This is a genomic window from Peptoniphilus genitalis (genome assembly GCF_023614525.1).
GTDB classification, from domain to species: domain Bacteria; phylum Bacillota; class Clostridia; order Tissierellales; family Peptoniphilaceae; genus Peptoniphilus_A; species Peptoniphilus_A genitalis.
The window spans coordinates 1,221,399-1,238,722 of sequence record NZ_CP097885.1 but is presented as its reverse complement, the minus strand read 5'-3'; the positions used below and the strand labels follow the sequence as shown (position 1 = coordinate 1,238,722).

The window sequence follows — 17,324 nt, the reverse complement described above, 5'->3', positions numbered from 1 at the left end:
CCCTAAGACTTGATCAAATTTCTTATTCCCAAATCCGAAATAATCATATTTTTTTAACTTATTTTATTCCTATTAAGTAATAAAATAAGAGACTCGATTTCTCGAGCCTCATATTTTTTTTATTTTGATCTTTTACTTAATCCCAAATACTACTTGAGCAATTTGTGCCCTTGTTAATTTTTCTTTTGGCATGAATTTTCCATCATCCATTCCCTTGATTAGACCTAGTCTAACCATTTCTTTTACAGATTCCTTAGACCAATTTGAAATATTCTTTTCATCTTTGAAACTAATATTAATATTTTCTTCTTTATTATTTATCTTATGCACCTTGTTAAATCTTGATAAAAAGGCACACATTTCTTCTCTTGAAAGTTCCTTGTCTGGCATAAATTTACCATCGCCAAATCCACTTGCAATTTTATTTTTATAAGCCCAATCAATATATGGTGAATAGTACTTACTTCCATCGATATCGTTAAAGACCTTGTCCTTATACTTACTTGCATCTACATTTGCAAGCCTGCCAAGTATAGTTACAAACTCAGCCCTTGTTAGACTTTTTTCTGGCATAAAGTTATCTAAGTCAGCTATATCTTTAAAATAATTTTTTTCCACTGCAGAGATAATAGCCTTCTTTGCCCAGTGATTTTCAATATCCTTTGGATACGAATTATAAGATGAGAAGATACTTCTACTTTTGTTTTTGTCATTAGATCCTGTAACAACCTTACTTGTGTTTTCATGACTTCTCCTTCTAAAAATACCAGTATTCCAGTTGTTTCCACTTTCAGAAGAACTATCAGATGGCTTATTATTATCTTGTGGTCTAGTTTCATCAGATGGCTTATTATTATCTTGCGGTCTAGTTTCATCAGATGGCTTATTGTTTTCATGTGATATTTCTTTGTCCATATCTTTCCAAGAAGCTGTAATAGTTATATCTGAAGTAACTTCAATTTTATCTCCTGGCTTCTTCTCATCCTTATTTCCAGAAACAATCCATCCATCAAAAACTTTACCACTTGGTGAAGTGAAGGTATTTTCTGGTAATATTATTTCTTCCTTATCTCCAACATTAATACCATCTATCCTTCCACTTCCTCCATTTGCCTCAAAAGTTACACTATATTTCTTTTGGATAACTTCTTCAAATACTGGTTCAATTTCAATGTCTTCTTTAGTTAAGAATATATGTCCCGGTTTTTGAGTTACCCCTCTAACATTCCAGCCAACGAATTTTTTATTTGCCTCTACATTTCCACTATATTCTGGAAGTACAAAATCTTCCCCTTCTTTTACAAGTTGATCTTTTCCATTAATCTTTACTTTTATATCCTTGTTTTCTACTTCCTTAATTTCATCTGAATCTAGGTCAATAGAATAAATTTTTACACTTGTATTCTTTGCATAGTCACTTGCACTTACTCTTACTTCAACTTTTCCATCTTTATTATAAGCTTCAAATGACTCATTAGGATTAAATTCCCTTCCATTTACATAAATTTTACTGCTTTCCACACGTCCTGCTTTGTCGCCATCTCTCTTGTCAGAGATATTAAGATGAATAGCTTTGTCTTTATATTTCAGCAAAATGTCATTTTCACTAATTTCATCTTTAGACAATTTTATTTCTGGTTTGACACTATCTAAATAAATCCTATATTGTGATAAGATTCCTTTTTGTGGACCATTTAATTTATAGTCCTTAGCAGACCAATCCATTACATCATTGTCCCTAACATCAAAGGTAACTTCAAAATCCTTTGAGTTGTCAGATTTCAAATCACCATAAATTAAATATTGGTCTACCATTGATTCATTTATTCTAAGATGCCAGTTGAAGCCACCCTTATCTCCAATCCTTCCTCTTAGGGTATGTGGACTCTTCCTAACATAAAGTTCCCCTTTTTCTCCATCACTGTAAGGATTAAATGTATCTTGGTCCATGTCTAATTGAACTCCATCCCTATCGATGTAAAGACACTTGCCCATTTCTTCAACTAAATTTTCTTCTTTAAGCTTTCCACTGTCATCTAACTTGTAAATTTCATATCTAACTACATTAAATCCATCAAGACCCTTGATATTTGCATCAATAGGCATTACATCTTCATCATTATTTATGAAATCTTTCCTATAGTTAGCGTCTAAGCCTGTCTTACCTGGATTTCTGGATATAATCCTTACTCCATAGCCCTTGCTAATTTTAAGTTCATCTTTTACTTCATAGTAAGTTTTTCCATTTTCATCCTTTTTCTCTTTAAGCTCGCCACCTAGTTCAGCTTTTCCAAGTTCAATAATACTTTTTTGTGAAGTTAAAAGTTTTGCCTTTTGCTTTTTCTCTACACTATCATTTATTTCCTTTGGCATTCTGAGGAAAATACTCTCGCTTATCTCATTTCCATCTTTTACATATAATTCAATGTCACCCTTGTAGTCAGTTCCCTTATTGTTGTCAACATCATCCTTATTGCCCCATAGATTGAACTTGAAAGAGTGAGTTTTTTCATCATAAGAACCAGGAACCTTCTTTAGTTCTTCTCTCTTATTAGTCTTTTTCATTCTTGTAGATCTAAAATAAATTTTTGCATCAGGAGATACATTTTTTACATATCCACTTAAGTCAAAGCCTCCCCTTTCGTCAGGTACAATCTTTCCAACATAACCCATAGCTTTTAATGCTGCAAGATCCTTATCCTTAAACTCCATTGGATCGCCATTAGAATATTTACGAGGAATACCATAGTCATCTACTGAATTTATATCACCATAATCGTAGTCAGTGCTTTCGAGACCAGTAAATTGATTAACAACCTTCTCTTCCCTTGGTTTTATAATTCTCTTTGTATCCTCTTCAGAAAGTGGCTTTACATAAGAGTTATCGTCAAGACCTACTAGAGGCTTTTCACTAATGTTTTCTCTATTATTCTTTTCTAGTTCCTTCTCATTCTTATCTTCTTTGTCATCTTTAACTTCTACATTTTTAAGTTTAGATGCATCAATCTCCCCAAGCTTAGTATTTTCATTTCCTTCCAAATAATAAGCAAGTTTTCCATCCTTAACTTCATCGTCAAACTTAACCCTATAAAGATTAGTGAAGTTTGATGCCCCATCAAGTGCAGCCACCTCTAAAGTCTTGCCAAGAAGATTTTTATTTGCTCCAAGAATCTTATAAACAGAGTTTCCTTCCTCGTCCATCTCAAAGCTTCCATACTTGTCAACTTTTCCAGTATTTACTACCTTTAAATTCTCTTCGATATCTCCATCTTCATTAACAAAAGCAGCACCAGCAAACCAAACCTTGTTATTTGTTTCTTTAAAATCACCTGAATTCTTTTCTTGATCCCTTTGGAATAAAGTCTTACTGTGATCATTTTGAACATGGTAGGTATCCTTAACCTTTAAGATCATTTCATCAGGATTATCTGCATTTAAGCTAATAATTTGAGGTGGAGTCCTATCAATTTTTACAGGAATATAAGAAACTTGATAAGGATATTTAGGAGAAAGCCTATATTGGAATTTGTAATAGTACTGACCCTCTGCAATAGGATCAAATTTTCCTTCCACATATTTTGTAGCACCCTTATCATCTTCTGCATGAGGATTATAAATCAATCCGTCCCATCTCAAATCTCCATAGACTTTTAATTTTGACGACTTAATTCCCTTAGCATCACTTCTCTTCGAATTTAAAATCCCCTTTATAAAATGATCCACTGTAATTACCTTAAGATCTTTTTGATTCTTTTCATCCATAGTATTTACAATGGAAATTTTGCAATCAGAAGCTGATCTTAATATCAAAGGACTAGGAGTAAGTCCCCTGTCAATTTCATTTTTAGAAATAATTTTACTATCACCTGTGGAACTCATTGTAAAATCTTGAGAATTGTTAAAAGCAAATAATTCAGGGTCTTGGTCTAGAGTCTTATTTTCATTCTCTCTATTTTGAATTACACCAGCTGGTTTAAATAAATCTATTCCATGTTCACCACCACGGCCCTTGTTTAAAGTGCCAGGAATTTTTGGATTGCCCTCATCATCATAACCTACAATCCCCTTAGATCTAGAACCATCTTCCCATGCCCACTTGTCTACAATAGGCTCCTTATTCCAATCTCCTGCAAAGCCCATTACTGGCATTGAAAGTGAAGGTTGTGGATCTTTTACATTCTCCTTCTCTTCCTTAGATTCAAAATTAATAAAGGCTTCAACAAACTTATCCTTATCCTTTGCCTCTCCAACATTAAGAGTAGCACCTAAGTTAAAAGAACCCCTTGCAGGAATTGTAATTTCATCTTGTGCAAAACTTATACTTGCTCCCTTAACTTCTGTAGGGTGGATCTCTGCAATATTTTGGATACCATCCTTACTTTTTTCATCCTTATATTGCTCATCTAATTTTTTCTTATTAACTTCTCCATCAGTAGTTACCTTTGATGAAGAAACTTTAACAGTAATATCCCTGTCAGAAGGATTGTCTATATTTATAGTAAAGTCTTTTTTGTCAGACTTTATTTCTTTAAGAGAAACTGCTCCATAGGAGTTCATTTCTCCAAGTGAATCTTCCACCTTATATGACACAATTAAATTATTTTTCAATGCCCTCTCAACATTAATAAGACCCGATCCCTGTTGTCTTGGAGATGCAAATAGATAATTGCCCTTGCCGTCATCGGTTGTTGGATCAATCATTGGTCTAGAAGTATTCTGAAGCATTATTTTAGTAAGAGAAGTTATATCAATTCCCCTGGCCTTAATAACCGGTTCCTTGACAAGCTCCTTCACCCTTGGCCTAATCAAGACAGTAGAAGCAGAAACAACAGGAGTCGCCATAGATGTTCCCGACATATATTGATAAGTATCAACACCATTTATCTTATTCAAAGTTGAATAAATATTCTTACCTGGAGCAGATACATCTGGCTTTAACATCAAATCTATTCTAGGACCCCAAGAAGTAGAACCAGCTGGCACATTAGTATCTTCCCATGCAATCTTATGATCCAAGAATTTTATACTAAGCTCTTTTTCCTCTCCAACCTTAGGTTTTTTAGAATTATACTTCTCCATATCAATTCTATAGTCAGAGTTCTTTGCCTTGAAATCTTCTTTTTCATCAGGAGTTCTGCCGCAAATCATATCCCAGATTAACTTTCCATCCATACCTGATACAGAGAAAACGGGAACTCTTGTATTTTCATCTTCTTCATATCCCATTGCAGGAATATTTTCCCAATCATCTCTGTTGTAATAGGAAACTGTATTAACTACAACTACGCCCCTTGCTCCCTTATCAAATACCTTTTTAAAAGAGTATTTTAAGTCCTTGGTATAGATCCTATCCATTACAACAATCTTATCTTTTAGATCCTTACCAGCAATATCTTCATCTTGGCATTGTCCCAAATATATGAACTTGTACTTATCTTGTTTGAAAGTTCCCTTATCGAAGAAAGCACCAATTTGTGAATACCTAAAATCCTTGCCTCCAATATTTACGCCTTCATATTCAATTTTTGTATTTCTAGAAGAAGCAACGGCTATTGCATCTTCATGAGCAGCAGTTCTTGTTACATTGCCAGTATCAGTCATCTTTAAAGCATTATTCGCATACCTGTCCCACGACGAACTAGAAGATGAAGTTGCATAATTACCTGTCGCTACACAAATAGGAATTCCAGCCTTTCTCAAAGACCTAATAGCTTGCCAGTACTTTTCTCCAGCCAAACCAGTTCCCGTGAAGCCAGAAGAAACAGAAATAACATCAACATCATGTTTTATACAGTCTTCAAAGGCGTGAAACATAGTTTCATCACCAGCAAATCCATCGCTTGCATCTGAATACATCTTGTAAGAAAAAAGTTGAGCATTAGGAGCAATACCCCTTATTCCCTTATGGGCCTTAATATCTTCATCTTTGTCATTAGCAGCCAAAATCCCAGCAATGTGCATTCCATGTGGGTCATGATAATCTGAACCATCATCATACTTCTCTGTTGTTATCTTGCCACCATTTAAGTAATTAAAAGAATGTGGTACCTTATCAGAAAGCCAAAACTCCTTATCAGAACCCTTTAGATCATTCTTTTTTAACTTTAGAGAACCTTTAGCATCTTCATCAATACGCATAGCCTTATGACTTGCATCCATACCAGTATCAATGTTGGCAATAATCATCCCTCTACCATCATAGTTCTTGCCAAGATTTGCATTAATCGCATTTAAACTTTTTAGATAATCACTTGCCTTGTCGACACCAACAAGTTTTCTTGCATTTTCCATAAGAGGAACTAACTTGCCAGCCCTTTCAACATCCTTTACACCCTTTATGCTCTTTAACTTGTCAAGCACTTCGGGATATGCTTCAACAGAAACAGCCTTGAACAAAATATTATATTCATAAAGAACTTTTACATCCTTAATTTCTTTTAAACTTTGTATAACTTGATCCTTATTTGCTTTATCATCAAACTCTACAAAGTAAACTACCTTTTCCCTCTTAACCTTTAGGCAAGTTTCATCTTTTTCAAATTCTTCAAGAATTTTACTTTTCTTGAAATTCATTTCCTTTTGACTTCTTACAAGTCTTTCAGTCTCGCTTAAAGGCTTATTAATATTATTGCCTTCAGCAAAAACGCCATTAAAAGAACTCATTACAAAAATTAAAGATAAACCTAACGAAGAATATCTTTTTAAATTTTTATTCATATTACCTCCAAATATTTTAACAATAATACTTATCATTAGTGACAAGCTTTTATATTTTAACAAATTATCTTTTGAATTTATATACCAAAATACAATAATTTATCAATTGATATCACGATCAGAAAAATTAAAAATATTACTGGCTTTTTTCTTAAATAAACGGCTTAAATATGGCAATCTAATTCCTTTTAAATTTGTTATTCTTTTTCAGTATTTTATCGTAATTTATATAAAACTAGACTATATTTAAAAACAAAATAAAAACAATAGATAAATCTTTAAAGAGATAAAAATTAACTAAGCAAATCGAAAAGATACTAAGAAAAGCTATGAAAACTCATAGCCTTTTTTCTTGGCTAAGACTTAATCAAATTTCTGCAAGAAATTTTGATAAGTCTGCCCACTGATTTTGCTTGTTAAAAATCTGTCTTCCTTGGATAAGATTTTCCATTCATAAACAAGAAAATTTTATAAGACCTTCAAGAGACTTGCCAAACAAAATAAATTTAGTCAAAAATCTAAAATCAAAAATTATCAACTTCTTAATAAGTATAAATACTTGAAAAATTTTTATTTTTACATCTTTACTACTACAAAGTGAAAACCTTTTGATATATACTATTTAACAAAGATATAAACTTTTGTGGCTAGCTTAGTAAAGCAAAAATTATATCTTTAACTTATCATTATAAAATTTAAAATCGAAAGGAGAAAATTATGAGCAAAAAAGATTTAACAAAATTCAAAACGCCACACACTTATGCAATTATTTTTGTTGTAGTTCTTATCTGTTGGGGCCTAACCTTTTTAATCCCAGCTGGTAAATTCTCAACTCACGAAGTTGAATACGAAAATGCCTCTGGCGAAATTGACACGAGAACAGTCTTGCAAACTGAAACCTTTAGGTACATGCACCCCCTCAACAAGGACTTCTTAGCAGCAAATCTTGAAAAACTTTACCAAGACAAGCCTGCCTTAGAGGAAAATGACGTAGACCAAGAGGCCTTTGGAGAACTTTTAAAGACTCCAGCTGACACTTGGGACCAAGCTGCCCTAGACAAGGTTGGCTTGACAGATGATGTCCTCTACGGACTTTATGGGGACAATTTTTATGATAAGTCTGTCAACCTCAATAAGACTGCAAAAATTTGGGGAACAGATGACTTTAACGGCTTTGGCTTCCTTAACTACCTCTTCGAAGGTCTTGTATCAGGAGACAAATACGGATCAGCAGTTGGTATAGTTGCCCTCCTTTTAGTTGTTGGTGGAGCCTTTGGTATCATCATGTCAACTGGTGCCATTGATGCAGGCATCTACGCCGTAATCAACAAGACAAAGGGTCTTGAAAAATTTGCAATTCCAATTTTATTCTACCTCTTCTCCCTTGGTGGAGCTACCTTTGGCATGAGTGAGGAAGTTATTCCCTTCTCCATGGTCATGGTTCCCTTTGTAATTGCCCTTGGCTACGACTCCATTGTTGCAGTTACAGTTACCTTCGTTGCATCACAACTAGGCAACGCAGTTTCATGGATGAGTCCTTTCTCAGTTGCCATTGCCCAAGGTATAGCTGGCATACCAGTTTTATCTGGTGCAGGCTTTAGACTTGCCTGCTGGGTAATCGTAACAGGACTTGGTGCAGCCTACACAATGATCTATGCAGAAAGAATACGCAAGAACCCAAGTCACTCAGTAGTATATGAAACAGATAACAAATTTAGAGAAAAATTGGCAGAAGACGACTCAGCCCAAGAATTTAAACTTGGCCACAAGATCATCCTACTTGAAATGCTAGCAGTCTTAGTTTGGATTGTTTGGGGAGTTATGAAACAAGGTTACTACATCCCAGAAATCGCATCCCAATTCTTTGTAATGGGTCTAGCGGCAGGCCTTACAGCAGTAATCTTCAAGCTAAACAACATGACAATTAACGACATGGCTTCCTGCTTCCAATCAGGTGCAGCAGACCTAGCAGGTACTGCGGTTGTTGTAGGTATGGCAAAGGGTATTCTAATTGTACTTGGTGGCAGTGATGCAAATTCCTTCTCAGCCTTAAACACAATCCTTTACTCCATGGGCAATGCCTTCGCAGGAGTTCCAAAGGCAATCGCAGCAATTGGTATGTATCTATTCCAATCATTATTCAACCTAGTAGTTACATCCAACTCAGGACAAGCTGCCTTGACAATGCCTATCATGGCACCTCTTGCTGACCTCGTTGGTCTATCAAGACAAATCGCAGTCCTCGCCTACCAAATGGGTGCAGGCTTTATGGATGCCTTTACACCAGTATCAGCAAGTTTAATTGGTGTCCTTGGTGTTGCAGGTATCGACTGGTCCAAGTGGGCAAAATTCCAAATCAAGATGCAAGCCTTCTTCTTCCTACTTGGCTCAATAATCCTAATTATTGCAGTAATGATTAATTTCCAATAGGAAGTGATGAAGATGATAAAACTTATAAAAAATGTAAAAGTTTATAGCCCCGACTTCTTAGGGACAAAGGACGTCCTTATTCTTGGCGACAAGCTTGCAGGCATAGAAGACGAGATAAAGCTTAAGGTGTCCTGCATGGAAGTGGAAGAAATCGACGGAAGTGGAAAAATTTTAACACCCGGCTTCATAGACTCCCACGTCCACATACTTGGTGGCGGTGGAGAAGGTGGCTTCAAGACGAGAACACCTGAGATCACCCTTACGACCTTAACAAAGGCTGGTGTAACCACAGTAGTTGGAACCCTTGGCACAGATGGACTTGCAAGAGATACCTCAGCCCTCCTTGCCAAGGCAAGAGGCCTTGAAGAAGAAGGAATAACATCCTACATCTACACAGGTGCCTATCAAGTTCCAACCCCAACCCTAACAGGCGACGTCATGAAGGACATCATGTCAATAGATAAAATAATCGGCGCAGGGGAAATCGCCCTCTCCGACCACAGGTCTTCACAACCTACCTTCGAAGAATTTATAAGACTTGCTGCCAATGTAAGAGTTGCTGGCATGCTATCTGGCAAGGCTGGTATAATAAATATCCACATGGGCGACGGCAAGTCCAACCTGGCCTACCTCAACCGAGCAGTTGACGAAACAGAAATACCAATTTCACAATTTTTGCCAACCCACTGCGGCAGAAATCCAGAACTCTTTGAAGAAAGTATCAAATATTTAAAACGTGGTGGCTACTGTGACTTCACTGGTGCAGACGACCCCGACCTCTGGGAAAAAGAATATGGCGAAGTGAGGATATCCAAGGCCCTAAAACGCATCATCGATGAAAAAATTTGCCTAGACAACTTCACCTTCACATCAGACGGACAAGGCAGCTTCCCAATGTTCAACGAAAAGAACGAATACATTGGACTAGGCATTGGCAAATCATCTTGCCTAATAGAAGCCATAAGAGAATGTGTCTTTAAAGAAGACATCCCACTTGAGATCGCCCTAAGAGGTCTTACTACAAACCCAGCCAAGATATTGTCCCTAAAGACTAAGGGCTCAATCAAAGTTGGATGCGACGCAGACATCAACCTATTAGATGAAAAAAGCCTAGAAATAGAAACAGTCCTCGCCCTGGGCAAGGTAATGGTGAGAAACAAAAAACCAGAAGTCCTAGGAACCTTTGAAAATATTTAAAAATAAAACGTGCAACTAATGTGTTAACCACACTAAGCTTGCACGTTTTTTATTTTACAAAAATTTAATTATGATTTATAAATTTTAACTTGCCTTCCTTGTAATCCCTATACTTTCTTTCAAGATACTCAATATTCTTATCGCAATAAAAAAGTTCTTCTACGATCTCATCAGGCAACTTCCCATCATCTGTAACTTTTTTAAGAAAAATATTTATTGCATCATCAATGGTAAGGCCCTTATCCTCGCACACCTTCTTGACTTCTTCTAGCAGACCATCATCGACATCAATAATTAATTCTACCACGCAACCATCCCCCATCTCTTTACAAGCATTTTATATCACATAAAAATAAAATCAAGATAATTTTTATTAAAAAGCTCCTTGCCAAGAATATCCTATGTAAAAAATTGCCATGTTTTCAAATCGAAGACCTTCGTACAAAATCGCATTGTTTGAGCGATAGCGAGTTTGCGATTTTAGAAGGTCGAGATTTAGAAAACATCAATTTTTGGAATGAGATATTCGGGCAAGAGCTTTTTGCTTGGCAAAAATCTGCCTTCCTTTATTCTTACCACAAAATCAGAAAAACAGAGACTCATCTCTGTTTTTCTTATCATTAAAAAGAGCCTGGCATAACCAGACTCTTACAATTCATAAACAAAAATCTAAATCAAACCACAATTATCTTCTCCTAGACCTTCTCTTAGAAGACCTAATATATCCCATCATCCTAATAAAAACTAGGACCATGGCAAGCCAACCAATAATTGTAACTAGATAAATCACATATTTTAAATAATTAACTTCTGTCTTATCTTCCACCACAGGTTTCACGTCAGCCTTCTTTTCCTCGACCCTCTCGGCATTAATAAGTAGCCTCTTAGGTCTTGGTGGCCTCTTTGGATGACATGTAAGAAGTGTCACCATGTCCTTGCCTGCCACTGGAAGGATGGACTCCCAATCAGAAGGAGAAATTATATCTGTCCCAGTAACCCTGTACTCAAGAAGACCTGTGCGACCGTCAATGAAGATCTCATCGCCAACCTCTAGCTTGTCAACATTGTAAAACATGAGGTCACCCCACCAGCCCCTGTGGCCGGCTATGACAGACCTAGTTGACATCCCACCAAGGGGAAGACTTGTCCCCTCAACTTGGGCGACACCCCAGTCAAGATGGTCAAAAGTTGCATCAAGATAAATTGGCTTCTTCATGTCAAGCTTGGGGATAATGAGATAGGCAAAGACCTCGTCCTTGTCAATCCCCTTGATATCATAAGCACCCACATAGTCCTCATTGTCAAAGGGGTCGATAATATTGCTGTCCCCCTTGATAACCTTCTTATTGTAGTCAATCAAGTCATCCGTAACTTGACTGTCTCTTGCCTTAAAAGAAGCATAATTCTTATTTGCCATTAGCTCCCTATAAGACATAGAAGTAAAGGCAAGTAGGGGCATAAAAATCCCCAACAAGATAAATAAATATCCAATTATGACCCTTGTCTTAGCCTTCATAACGTCTCCTCCTGCGTCTTCTTAGGTAAATTAACAAAATAAGAATAAGAAGAAGTAAAACAAAACCAGGCACAATAAAGTCCTTGTAGTTAAACTTAGCCTTCTTTTCAGCCTCATCCTTTTCCTCTGGCACATAAGGAATCCTGTGACCACGCACTAGCAGCCTGTGAGAATTAATCATGTAAGGCGTACAAGTTAGTAGAGTCATATAATCCTTCCCCTCAACAACAAGGACAGGATCAAAATTCCACGGTTCAATAACGAGAATTTGGTCCACCTGATAAGCAAGAGTTTCCTTAACGTTAGTGTAGTAGAAAACATCTCCCACTTCCATCTTATCAAGGTCCCTAAAGAGCTTGACCTGTGGAAGTCCCCTGTGGGCAGTGATAACAGAGTGGGTAGACTTGCCCCCAATAGGAAGTGAAGTCCCCTCCAAGTGGCCGCAAGCCTTTTGAAGAACATCTTCAGAAGTACCAGCATAAACAGGAATTTGTTGGTTGATCTTTGGTATATCAATGTAACCAATCTTTTCCCTTGCCTCAAGCATACGGGCATAATTTTCAACACCCTTCTTCTCCCTTTCAGTGTAGGGGTCAGCCAGCTTTGAGGGGTCAAGAGTTTCATTGTAAGCACGAGCCAGGTCAATCCTCTCGTCAATCTCAGCCTGACTCATCTCATCAACAGCTTCCTTGAAGTCCACGATTTGGTTGTTGTTCTCCACAGTGTAATACCAGTTGGAGAAAATAGGATAAGTTGCAATCAAAAAGCCAGCAATAAATAGAAGAATAATCTTCCAATTCCTTTTAAACTTCTTCATCATGGCCCTTGCCCCTCTCCTTGTCACTTGCCTTATCACTTGATTTATTATTTGAATTATTATTTAAATTCCCACTAGAATTCTCATTCACTTTCTCTTGAGCCTTCATCTTTGCCATCTCAATATTTTTTAACCTATCAGCTTCCCTCTTGGCAGCCTTCTTCTTCCTTCTCCTATCAAGAATAAACCTCAATAAGATAATTATAGCAAAAATTAAGAGAATGATAAGTCTTTTATCAATATCTAAGTTCTTGCCAACATCTTCCCTTACCTTGTCGTCCTTTTCAGGCACATAAGGAACCCTGTGGCCACGCACAATAAGCCTGTGAGTGTTGATCATAATCGGCGTACAAGTAAGAAGCGTTGCATAGTCCTTGCCTGGCACCACAAGAAGTTGTGAAAAGTCAGATGGATCAATGACATCAATGTGGTCCACTTGATAAGCCAAGACACCACCAATGTAGTTGATGTAAAACTTGTCCCCCATCTCCACCTTCTCAAGGTCCGTAAAGAGCCTTGCAGAAGGCAGACCAGAGTGAGCAGTGATAACAGTGTGAGAAGACTCACCCCCAATAGGAAGGGAAGTCCCCTCCAAGTGGCCGCAACCCTTTTGCAAAATTTCCTCATTAGTCCCAGCATAAATAGGCAGGTCCACATCAATAGAAGGAATCTCAATAGTACCAATCTTGGTCCTAAGCTCTAGCATCTGAGCATAATTGTCAAAGGCCCTCTTCTTCTCCTCTTCACTGTAAGGGTCCTTTGGCGTAACATTACCCAGATTGTCATTATAAATCTGAGCCAGCCTTAACCTTCTTTGGATTTCCTCTTCACTCAAGAGGTCTCTTGCTTCCTTATAGTCGGCAACTTGGTTGTTGGCTTCAATCCTGTAATACCAATTTGATATTAGGGGATAAGAAAGGATCCCCAGACCCAAAATAAAAATAAAAATAAATAACTTATTAGATTTTTTCTTTTTCTTACTCATCTATTCACCCATAAAAAAGAGGCCCCCAAGGAGCCCCTCTTAATTCTTGTCCTTGATCATAAACCTACCTAACCCAATCATAATTGCCCCTGCAACAACAAGCACAATAAGGGTAATATCCCCAGTCTTTGGAATAGGTGGCTTAGTAGTATTCTCAATAATTAGGACTTTTTCAAAAGAATTGTCATTAATCTCAAATTTTAAAGAACCCTGCAATAGAGTGTAGCCTTCGGGAGCCTTAGTCTCCCAAATTTCATAAGTCCCATAAGGAAGGTCTCTTACAAAGAACTTGCCATCAGGACCAGACTTCAAAACAAGGTCCTTGCCATCTCTTTGAACCCTTTGGTCCTTACCATTGACCCTTTGCGTGATGACAAACTCAGCACCACTAAGGCCCACATCTCTCTTCTCATTAGTCTTGTAGAAATTATAAGACCCAAGCTTCTTCTTGTTAAGGACACTTAGCTTAGCAGCTTGGCCCTCAAAAATAACAAACTGACTCTTCTCACTAACAATCTCATAACCCTTAGGTGCTTCCACTTCCTTGAAGAAGTAAACCCCAGGCTCAAGATCCCTTATGACAATAAAACCATTCTTGTCAGTCTCAAAGACCTCCTCAGTCCCCTTAGGGTCCATAGTAAAGGCCCTTGTCTTCACCACATTCCCATCCTCATCAAGAAGTTGGAACTTAGCACCAACAAGACCCCTTCCCTCGTCACTGTACTTAAAGAGACGAACAGAATTAGGTGGAGTCGGTGGCTCATGAGGTGGCTTCTCTGGAGGTGGAAACTCTGGTGGTGGAGGTGGTGGAGGTGGCGGAGTCTTTCTCTCGCCCCACTTGACCTTCACAATATTAGTCTCAGCTGGATTAAAAACAGCAGACTCAATGAACTTCTTCCTGTCCTTGCCCCCTAGCTCCCTTAAATAATAAGTGCCAGGCTCAAGATTTAAGACAGACTTATAATCATTAGCTTCCTTAGGATTTAAAATCCACTTGTCAGCCTTATTAACTAGCTGCCTATCCAGTTCATCCTCACTAAGCTTATCAAGTATTGCCACAAGATTAGTCTTATCCATCTTAGTGTCAATAAAATTCTCATTAATCTTCCATATTCCCAGAGTCCTACCCTCCAAGTCTTCACGAGTCAGGTCCTCTCTGGTGTGAATTTCGATGGTAACAGATGATGCTCCCAAAACATTAAGAGGTAGGAAGACCATAGTTACCATCATGTATAAAATTATCAAATCTTTAATTCTCTTCTTCATCTCTACCCCTCTATCATAATATGTAGAGGAAGGGGGCGCCCCCTCCCATAGATTTAAATAATTAAACCTTAATTGAGATTGAAAATCTCAAAATATCTTACTTAATAAGATTAAGCTTCTTCCCTGTTTCTCTTCATAGCAACAACAGCGCCAGCCATTAGAGAAATACCAACAACAGTGAATAGAACAGTACCCATACCACCAGTTTGTGGGATAGTTACGTCATTGTTAACAATCTTTTGGCCTTGAATAGTATCTTGATTATCTGCATAACCTATATGATCAGCCTCTACACCAGTTGGTTTTCCATCGTAAGAACCTTCCATAACTGTAAATTCAAATGTACCACCGTTTGTTGGAAGTGCAAATCCAGCCGGAGCTTTTGTTTCGACTGCTTGATATTTACCATAAGCAAGTCCTTTAACTTCAAATTGTCCATCAGCATTGGTATTAAATGTTGTAGCTTTACTTTCTTCTACCCATTCATATTTTAGATTTGCACCTACAAAAGCTTTATTTCTAGCATCTTCTAATTCTTTTACTTTATTCATAGCTGCTTCTTTATTATCATAATCTTGACTGTCAATTGTTACTTTATTTGTTGCTGAAATTTCGCCCTTTTTCAATGCATCATTAACTGCTTGTATAGCATCATTGTAAGCTTTTTCTGCTGTTATATAAGCATTGTTATTATCTGTTCCTGTAATTTTTAGGAATTTACCATTATCTGTTCCATTGTTTAAGTTTTTAATCTTAAACTCAGCACCAGCTAATCTTTTTGATCCATCTTGATTAGTCTTTACAAATCTCTTTCCACCAACAGTTACCTTAGGAGGTGTAGGTGTGATTATATTTGGTACTACTTTATTCTTTATTGTAACTGTTCCATCAGTATTATTTACAGTAAATTCTGGTTCATAACCATTAACAATTTCTTTAATTTTATACTCTTTATCTGCCTTGAGTCCTTTAAATTTACCTGAAAATTCTCCTGTTTTTTCAAATGTTATTCCATTTCCAAGATTTGTTCTATCAACATTATCTTTATCTTTGAATGTTACATCAGCAACAGGATTATCATTTTCATCTAAAAGTTGGTATTTAACCCATACTTCTGATGGTGCAGTTCCTTTACCATCTGATCCCCATGTTTTTGTAACTGTGATTTCATTATTCTTCGGTTTAACTTTTTCACTTGTAGGATTAGATGGTTTGTGATTGTAAATAAATGATGCATGGTTATCCATTGGATTATCAACTACTGCATCAGCTGTTACTTTAGCATCATATGTGAATGTAACTGTAACATCTTGTGTTTTAGCTGCATCATTTATTTTCTTTAATCCTGATTCTGTAAAAGTAAGTGAGAATCCATTTGCTTGATTTGTAACTGTATAATCTTTAGCGTCTAATGTTACACTTGTAGGATCAACTGTTGCTTTTACTCCTGTTACACTATCATATAAAAGGCCTTTGTCCATAGAGTCTTTTAAATCAAGATTTGTATAAACTGAATCCTTTGGAAGAAAAGCTTTTGTTTCATAATGAATTGTTTTTCCTACTTCAGCTTTTGCATTAGCTTTTTCTTTTTTATAATTATCAAAAACTGCTCCAACATCTTTTAAAGTGTTAGGGTCAGTAATTGCTTCTAAACCATTTTCTTTAGCAAAATTCTTGTCAAATTGTACTTTCTTTTCAGAGTTCTTTGGATATACGTGAATTTCATTTTGTATACCATTTTCATTTCTAGCATGTTCAGGAAGTTTTAAATCAACTGGAATTGCTTTAACACCTGTTAAAACTTCTCCTTTTGGACCCTTATACTCAGACATAAATTTAACTTCATAAATTTTGTAGTTTCCAGGACTTGCAAGCTTAAATGTCTTAATTCCACCATTTTCTGTCTTTCCTTTTCTTCCTGCATCTAAAGATTCTATTATATTTTTTTGTTCTTCTTTGGTTTTGGAGTCGAAGTCATTATATCCAGTTTCATTTTCTTTAATAGCTATGAAATATACATTATCAATTGTCTTAACATCTTTGTCGCCAAAAAATGTCTTCAATTCTTCTTGTGTCATTGCTTTAGTAGGATCATACTTCTTTTGTGCATTATGTTTACTTAAAGCATCTTCACTAATTAATACTTTGTGTACATTTACCTTAATTTCTTTCGGATCACTAGCTTGTGCGTTTTCTTCGCCAACCGCTAGTGCTGATAGTGGAGAAAATACTCCCACTAGCATCACTAATGCCATGATTAGTGACATAATTTTTTTCTTGTTCATAATATAACTCCTTGTTTTAAATTTTTTATAAGAATTTACTGCATAGTTCAACAGTAAATTATTACCATAACTTACTTGCCCTTGAGCAATTATTTTTGTCTTAGACTAGCC

At 36.5% G+C, this 17,324-nt stretch carries 9 protein-coding genes; 2 read left to right on the top strand and 7 right to left on the bottom strand.

Annotated elements, in window-relative coordinates; all coding sequences use genetic code 11:
• Positions 1 to 132: 132 nt before the first annotated feature.
• Positions 133 to 6,717 carry a S8 family serine peptidase gene (locus M9426_RS05745; protein ID WP_250341616.1) on the bottom strand — a complete coding sequence of 2,195 codons (6,585 nt, stop codon included), beginning with the start codon at positions 6,715 to 6,717 and terminating at the stop codon, positions 133 to 135.
• Positions 6,718 to 7,434: 717 nt separating this feature from the next.
• Here M9426_RS05745 and yfcC point away from each other — a divergent pair.
• Together yfcC and iadA are read left to right on the top strand one after the other, a co-directional pair.
• The gene (yfcC, locus tag M9426_RS05740; RefSeq protein ID WP_148465108.1) at positions 7,435 to 9,147 is read left to right on the top strand and encodes a putative basic amino acid antiporter YfcC; all 1,713 of its coding nucleotides are present in this window, start codon (positions 7,435 to 7,437) and stop codon (positions 9,145 to 9,147) included.
• 12 nt (positions 9,148 to 9,159) lie between these two features.
• Positions 9,160 to 10,344 (top strand): beta-aspartyl-peptidase, encoded by a 1,185-nt coding sequence (iadA, locus tag M9426_RS05735; RefSeq protein WP_250341615.1) that lies wholly within the window; start codon positions 9,160 to 9,162, stop codon positions 10,342 to 10,344.
• A 64-nt stretch (positions 10,345 to 10,408) separates the two neighbouring features.
• On the opposite strand, the gene M9426_RS05730 is transcribed toward iadA, so the two are convergent.
• From M9426_RS05730 to M9426_RS05705, 6 genes are all read right to left on the bottom strand, one after another.
• Positions 10,409 to 10,651: a type II toxin-antitoxin system RelB/DinJ family antitoxin gene (locus tag M9426_RS05730; protein WP_250341614.1), complete on the bottom strand. Its 243-nt coding sequence runs from the start codon at positions 10,649 to 10,651 to the stop codon at positions 10,409 to 10,411.
• A 378-nt stretch (positions 10,652 to 11,029) separates the two neighbouring features.
• Positions 11,030 to 11,860: a class C sortase gene (locus M9426_RS05725; RefSeq protein WP_250341613.1), complete on the bottom strand. Its 831-nt coding sequence runs from the start codon at positions 11,858 to 11,860 to the stop codon at positions 11,030 to 11,032.
• Positions 11,850 to 12,677 (bottom strand): class C sortase, encoded by an 828-nt coding sequence (locus M9426_RS05720; RefSeq protein WP_435405872.1) that lies wholly within the window; start codon positions 12,675 to 12,677, stop codon positions 11,850 to 11,852. The genes M9426_RS05725 and M9426_RS05720 overlap by 11 nt, the downstream gene beginning before the upstream one ends.
• Positions 12,664 to 13,662 (bottom strand): class C sortase, encoded by a 999-nt coding sequence (locus M9426_RS05715; protein WP_250341611.1) that lies wholly within the window; start codon positions 13,660 to 13,662, stop codon positions 12,664 to 12,666. Before M9426_RS05715 ends, M9426_RS05720 begins: the two co-directional genes overlap by 14 nt.
• A 39-nt stretch (positions 13,663 to 13,701) precedes the next feature.
• Positions 13,702 to 14,928 carry an MSCRAMM family protein gene (locus M9426_RS05710; protein WP_250341610.1) on the bottom strand — a complete coding sequence of 409 codons (1,227 nt, stop codon included), beginning with the start codon at positions 14,926 to 14,928 and terminating at the stop codon, positions 13,702 to 13,704.
• Between the two features lie 110 nt (positions 14,929 to 15,038).
• Positions 15,039 to 17,195 carry a SpaA isopeptide-forming pilin-related protein gene (locus tag M9426_RS05705; protein WP_250341609.1) on the bottom strand — a complete coding sequence of 719 codons (2,157 nt, stop codon included), beginning with the start codon at positions 17,193 to 17,195 and terminating at the stop codon, positions 15,039 to 15,041.
• Positions 17,196 to 17,324: the final 129 nt, after the last annotated feature.

Bases quoted from the DNA above. Each gene is read 5' to 3' on its own strand.
- M9426_RS05745 (WP_250341616.1), bottom strand. From the start codon at position 6,717: ATGAATAAAAATTTAAAAAGATATTCTTCGTTAGGTTTATCTTTAATT.
- yfcC (WP_148465108.1), top strand. From the start codon at position 7,435: ATGAGCAAAAAAGATTTAACAAAATTCAAAACGCCACACACTTATGCA.
- iadA (WP_250341615.1), top strand. From the start codon at position 9,160: ATGATAAAACTTATAAAAAATGTAAAAGTTTATAGCCCCGACTTCTTA.
- M9426_RS05725 (WP_250341613.1), bottom strand. From the start codon at position 11,860: ATGAAGGCTAAGACAAGGGTCATAATTGGATATTTATTTATCTTGTTG.
- M9426_RS05720 (WP_435405872.1), bottom strand. From the start codon at position 12,677: ATGAAGAAGTTTAAAAGGAATTGGAAGATTATTCTTCTATTTATTGCT.
- M9426_RS05715 (WP_250341611.1), bottom strand. From the start codon at position 13,662: ATGAGTAAGAAAAAGAAAAAATCTAATAAGTTATTTATTTTTATTTTT.
- M9426_RS05710 (WP_250341610.1), bottom strand. From the start codon at position 14,928: ATGAAGAAGAGAATTAAAGATTTGATAATTTTATACATGATGGTAACT.
- M9426_RS05705 (WP_250341609.1), bottom strand. From the start codon at position 17,195: ATGTCACTAATCATGGCATTAGTGATGCTAGTGGGAGTATTTTCTCCA.